Annotated in this window: 5 protein-coding genes; 2 read left to right on the top strand and 3 right to left on the bottom strand. The window is 44.5% G+C overall.

All coding sequences use genetic code 11. From position 1 onward, the window contains the following. Window positions 1–24: 24 nt before the first annotated feature. The 3 genes from V6C93_RS22360 to modA form a co-directional block, all read right to left on the bottom strand. Window positions 25–312 (bottom strand): hypothetical protein, encoded by a 288-nt coding sequence (locus V6C93_RS22360; protein WP_333478885.1) that lies wholly within the window; start codon window positions 310–312, stop codon window positions 25–27. Between the two features lie 169 nt (window positions 313–481). Then, entirely contained in the window at window positions 482–2,302 is a 1,821-nt protein-coding gene (gene modB, locus V6C93_RS22355; RefSeq protein ID WP_333478884.1) for a molybdate ABC transporter permease subunit, read from the bottom strand. Window positions 2,303–2,421: 119 nt separating this feature from the next. Then, a complete protein-coding gene (gene modA, locus V6C93_RS22350; RefSeq protein WP_333478883.1) occupies window positions 2,422–3,213 on the bottom strand; it encodes a molybdate ABC transporter substrate-binding protein in 792 nt (263 codons plus the stop codon). Window positions 3,214–3,283: 70 nt separating this feature from the next. Here modA and V6C93_RS22345 point away from each other — a divergent pair, with 70 nt between their 5' ends. Further along, window positions 3,284–3,484 carry a (2Fe-2S) ferredoxin domain-containing protein gene (locus V6C93_RS22345; protein WP_333478882.1) on the top strand — a complete coding sequence of 67 codons (201 nt, stop codon included), beginning with the start codon at window positions 3,284–3,286 and terminating at the stop codon, window positions 3,482–3,484. Between the two features lie 211 nt (window positions 3,485–3,695). Beyond that, a partial coding sequence (locus V6C93_RS22340) for a filamentous hemagglutinin N-terminal domain-containing protein (RefSeq protein WP_333478881.1) occupies window positions 3,696–5,503 on the top strand: 1,808 nt, incomplete at its 3' end.

Here is a 5,503-nt window from a genome sequence, read left to right as displayed (position 1 = left end):
GGAAAGTTTATAAAAGTAAATAAATTACTTTTCTCTTGATTCCCAATCTTCACAATCTCTTTGTCCATAAGGATGTATCGCACAAATAAAATATTTCTCTTCATGGCTCGATGCATCCAGATGCTTACAACCTCGGCAAGAGGTAACACAATATTCAATTCCCCCCCATAGCTGTCTGACTAATTCCTCCCATTCTTCCCACTCTTCCAGGGCTTGATTTTTGAATTCTAAAGCCTCAGTTAGACGCGCAATTTTATATTCTAAAGCTTCAATTTTTTGCTGCTTATATTTCAGCCTATCATCTAGATTCATTCTCTATTTTGGTTCGGTTTATAAATATATTTTTGTTCAGAGTGTTGAGTTTACGAGTTACAGCTTTCCAAACCCCACAGTTTAGTCTTTTGCCCTGATACTCACAACCTACGCCATGTATATTGCTTTTCCAACACAAGGTTGAATAGTTATTTTAACGGCAGTGGAGTCACTCCTTCATCAAAATCAGGCGCAGTGGGTCTAAACGAATATGCCACGGGTAGGGTTGGTCTTTGAAGCTTTCCCATTTTTCTTTAAAGACTTCCGCTTGCAGGTGGTAATCTTGGGGGTGACTGGGGGAGGAATTCAGTTTGAGGTACAGTGTCATCCGATGCGGTGTTTCGATCGCCTGAACCAGCCAGCAAGGGAACGTGTTCTCCTGGTTGGGTTTGTTGGTGAAGGCGATTTGGTGGGCGCGAATGCCTACCGAAGAGAGTGGGTTTGGGATGGGTTCGATCACCTGTAGGGTGCAACCCCAATCGATCGCATCTACCTGTTGGGAGGCAGTGACAACAGCACGAGAGAAGTTCTTACACCCGGTTAATTGAGCAACGCTAAACGTTCCAGGTCGCTCGAAAATGTCATATTTAGAGCCAGATGCGATCGCATGACCTCGTTCGAGTACCAACAAGTCTCGACACACTCGATAAGCTTCTTCCAGGTTGTGCGTAACAAATAGGGTAACGCCTTGATAAGTGGCTAGCGTTGAAATTAGCTGCTTTTCCAACTGAGCGCGTAAGTGGGTATCCAGGGCGGAAAACGGTTCATCCAACAGTAGCGCTTCCGGTTGACTCGCTAACGCTCTCCCTAACGCCACTCGTTGCTGCTGTCCGCCAGAGAGTTCATGAGGATATCGGTTGGCTAATCCCTCTAACTGCATTGCGGCGAGTTGGCATTCAACCTGCTGCTTGACGGTTAAACGCGATGTTCCCTTAGGTAAGCTGAACGCAATATTTTGAGCTACCGTTAGGTGAGGGAACAGGGCGTAGTTCTGAAACAAAAAACCAATTCTGCGATCGCGAGATGGAATATTAATTCCTTGTTCTGAGTCGAATAGCACCCGCCCATTTAAAACGATGCGACCTTTCATGGGTGTATCAATTCCAGCAATGCAGCGTAGGGTCATACTTTTGCCAGAACCCGAAGCTCCTAGCAAGCCCAAGGCATGTTCATTAGCACTAAAAGAAACGTCTAATGAAAAGCCATAAAGTTGCTTTTCGATATCTACAAACAGTCCTGTTTTAGACAAGGTTGAAGGTTGAAGGTTGGAGGTTGATAGATTCTCTCTATCTCTCCATCTCCCGATTTTTCCCTCTCTTCCTCTCCTTACCTTACCTCTAGATTCTTGCCAAAAATTGACAGTGATCATGCCAGATAAAGAAATCCCCATAATGAACACTACCCACACCCAAGCTTCATTCATCGCTCCGGCTTCAACCGCAAAATAAATTGCCATTGGAATCGTTTGGGTTTGTCCGGGAATGTTGCCAGCGATCATCAGAGTAGCGCCGAATTCACCCAAAGCACGGGCAAAAGCCAGAGTAGTTCCTGCTAAAATACCTGGCAGTGCTAGGGGGATAGTAATACGCCAAAAGATTGTCCACTCAGAAACACCAAGGGTTCTAGCAACTCTCAATAGATTTGCATCAATTTGTTCAAACGCTCCCAGTGCTGTTTTGTACATCAATGGGAAGGCAACAACTGTAGCGGCAATCACGGCACCGTACCATGTAAAAACGATGCTAAAGTTCAGCGTAAATAACAGTTGTCCAAGCGGCCCATTTTTGCCAAATAAAAGTAGTAATAAAAAGCCGACTACAGTAGGTGGTAGAATCAGGGGACAAACAAAGATTCCTTCAACCAGGGATTTCCACCTTCCTTTGTAGTTCAGCATCCAATAGGCAGCTGTAATGCCAAGAAAGAAGGTAAGGCTCGTTGCAAACAAGGCTGTCTTGAGGGAGATCCAGAGAGGAGATAGGTCGAATCGCATGGCTAATGACGTGAAGAATACAGATAAAATATGACAGATTTTCTTGCGAAGTTACTGAGTTCGCTTGAGAATCCTGAATAGCGATCGCCTCAACACTCCTACCAGCTGAATACTAGTAATCAAGACCTACCAAATCCATATTTCTGGAATACTGCTCCTGCTCTATTAGCCGATAAAAATTGAACATAGTCTCTGGCAGCAGCAGCATTTTTACTGCTTTTAAGTACAGCGACTGGATAAATAATTGGGGAATGGGAATTAGCTGGCGCGGTTGCTACCTGTTTGACCAGTGATGATATTTTTGCATCTGTAGCATAGACAATACCTGCATCGGCATTTCCACTCTCGACGAATGAAAGGACTTGGCGGACATTATTACCTAATACCAATTTTGATTTTACTTGCTGTGATATTCCTAGATTTCTGAAGACTTCCTCGGCATATTGGCCTGCGGGAACACTCCTGGGTTCTCCAACCGCAATTTTCCTGACTTTAGAGTTGGTTAAGTGACGAAAGCTCGTAATGCCTGAATAATTTTTGGGTACAATCAAAACGAGTTTATTCGTCAGTAAATTGCGCCGAGTGTCGTTGAGGATGAGCCCCTTGGACTGCAACGCATCCATTTGCTTTTTAGCGGCAGAGATAAAGACATCAGCGGGTGCGCCATTCTCAATTTGTTGCTGTAACGCACCAGATGAGCCGAAGTTATAGATGACGTTTACATTCGGCTTTGTTTGTTTGTAAAGAGGCTTGAGTTCTTCCAGAGCTTCTTTCAAACTGGCAGCGGCGGATACAAGAATGGTACCTGATTGCGCCCCTACAGAATTTGGAGAAAACACCTGTAAGCCGGTTACCAAGAGACAGGTAGCAACTATTGCGCCGATGAAGGCCAAAATTTGTCTTTTCTTCATAATGAAATTCTCTAAGTTGCCTTATTTTTATCAGCTTTATATATTCATCAGTGCCTAACCACTAACAATCTTGAGAAAATTGGGAGTTCCGTGCAATCTCTCTATATTAGGGCGGTGGAGCGATCGCGGTTTGCAAGACCAAGTTAAAATTGAGCGAACAGGTTGTCTCAAGCGCTGTTCCCAAGCCCCGAACGTCGTCTTAATGCCGGGTAAAACTCGCTTGAGTGGGATGCATCCGGATGCGATCGCAACTTTAATCGAAAGCTTGTAAGCATTTTATTTTAGTCGTGAGATTTCAACGGTTCATATCCCTGGCTTCCTCGGAGAAGTCGGGGATATCGCCTTCTTCACAAATCATTCAGGACTGCAACATACCGACCTTTGTAGATTAACAGTCTTTTATATACGTCATAAAAATTGACACCTTCCTCAAGAGATAATTCAATACAATCACATCTATCCCAACGGCCAGAAAAATTTAAATGGCACGAGTCCTCCCCCGCTTTTGGGCAGCCAGCAGCATAGTTGTTGGCTGTCTTGCCACTCTCAGCCCTGCAAGAGCGCAAATCCTTCCAGATAACACGCTCCCGGTTAATTCTAGAGTCACACCAGGATGCACTGTTTGTACGATTGACGGGGGAACACAGACAGGGGTTAACCTGTTCCACAGCTTTAGTGAGTTTTCCGTGCCTACTGGGGGTGAGGCGTTTTTCAATAATGCCTTGCAGATTCAGAATATCTTCAGTCGGGTGACGGGGAATTCGGTTTCTAATATTGATGGGTTACTTCGCACCAATGGGACGGCGAGTTTGTTTTTCCTCAATCCCAATGGGGTGATTTTTGGTCAAAATGCTCGGTTAGAGATTGGGGGTTCGTTTTTTGCAACGACGGCAAGTAGTTTTAAGTTTCCTGATAGGAGTGAGTTTAGTGCAACTAATCCGCAAGCACCGCCGTTGCTGACGGTTAATGTCACTCCAGGGTTGCAGTATGGGACGAATCAGCCTGGGGCAGCAATTATCAATCGGGGAAATTTAACGGTAGGGCAGGATTTAACGCTGGCTGCGGGCAATCTGGACTTACAGGAACAGCTTGTTGCGGGAAGGGATTTGACCTTACAAGCCCAAGATACTGTGAAAATGCGTGACTCTTTCACAAGTCCTTTCATTGCCTCATCAGGTGGAAAGTTTCTACTTCAGGGGAATCAAGGAGTAGATATTTTTGCCTTGAATCATCCTAATAGTGGGCTGTTTTCGGGTGGGGATATGGTGTTGCGAAGTGCCAACACGGTGAGAGGGGATGCTCACTATTGGAGTGGGGGAAGTTTTCGGATTGAAAAATTGGACGGAAATTTGGGGAGTTTGGATAGTCCTTATGACCCGATTATTTTAACCAATGGGGATGTAAGTTTAGAAGATTATACGGGCGCTTCTTTACACATTTTGGCAGGGGGAAGTGTGACGCTGGGTAATGTTGAGATTACGGGTATAGATTCAGGGGAGAATACGATTAATCCGAATAACTCTGACCCGTTTCTGGCTAGTTTGGCAACTGTTCCCTTGGCAGATGGGACAACGTTAACCATTGATGGGAGTGCTAAATCAACGTTAGATGTAAGGGCGGGAATTGATTGGACAACTTTTCCCCAGGGAGTACCGGGAAATAGAATTTTTGGGACAGTTGCACCGACTCCTGCTTTTGGTGGGGTGACGAGTGCGAATATTATTGTAAATGGGAAGATTAACGTATCTCAGGAAGGGAGTAGTAATCCAATTAAGCCAGAGGGATTGGTACTATTAACAAATCAGTATCGACCTAATAGATTAGCTGGAAGTATTTCAACTCGAGTTATTGATACAAGCGCCATCCGAGCATATATTGATATAGATGCTGGAACAATTACTATTAATTCACGCGGTAACATCACCACAAAAGGTTTAGGGTCTAGCAATTGGGGTTATGCTAATGGCGGTGCAATTACGCTTCATGCTGCCAACGGCAACATCACTACAGGAGGAATCAGCTCCTATACTAATATTGATGCTGTATCTGGCAATGGTGGCGACATTAAGCTAACAGCAATTAATGGCAATATAACAGTAGCAGGGGAGATAATATCTACCTCAAATGGTAATTCATCTACTGGAAATGGTGGTTTAGTTAACCTCACTGCTACAGGAAACACCCTCAACACAGGCAACATTACGGTCGAGGGAAAGATTAATACTACTTCCTTCTCCAACTATGGAGGAATATATAAACCAGCAAAAGTAGGTGAAGGTGGTGATGTTAT

Source organism: Allocoleopsis sp., assembly GCF_036703385.1.
Taxonomy (GTDB): Bacteria; Cyanobacteriota; Cyanobacteriia; order Cyanobacteriales; family Coleofasciculaceae; genus Allocoleopsis.
This window is presented reverse-complemented; position numbering and strand designations above follow the sequence as displayed.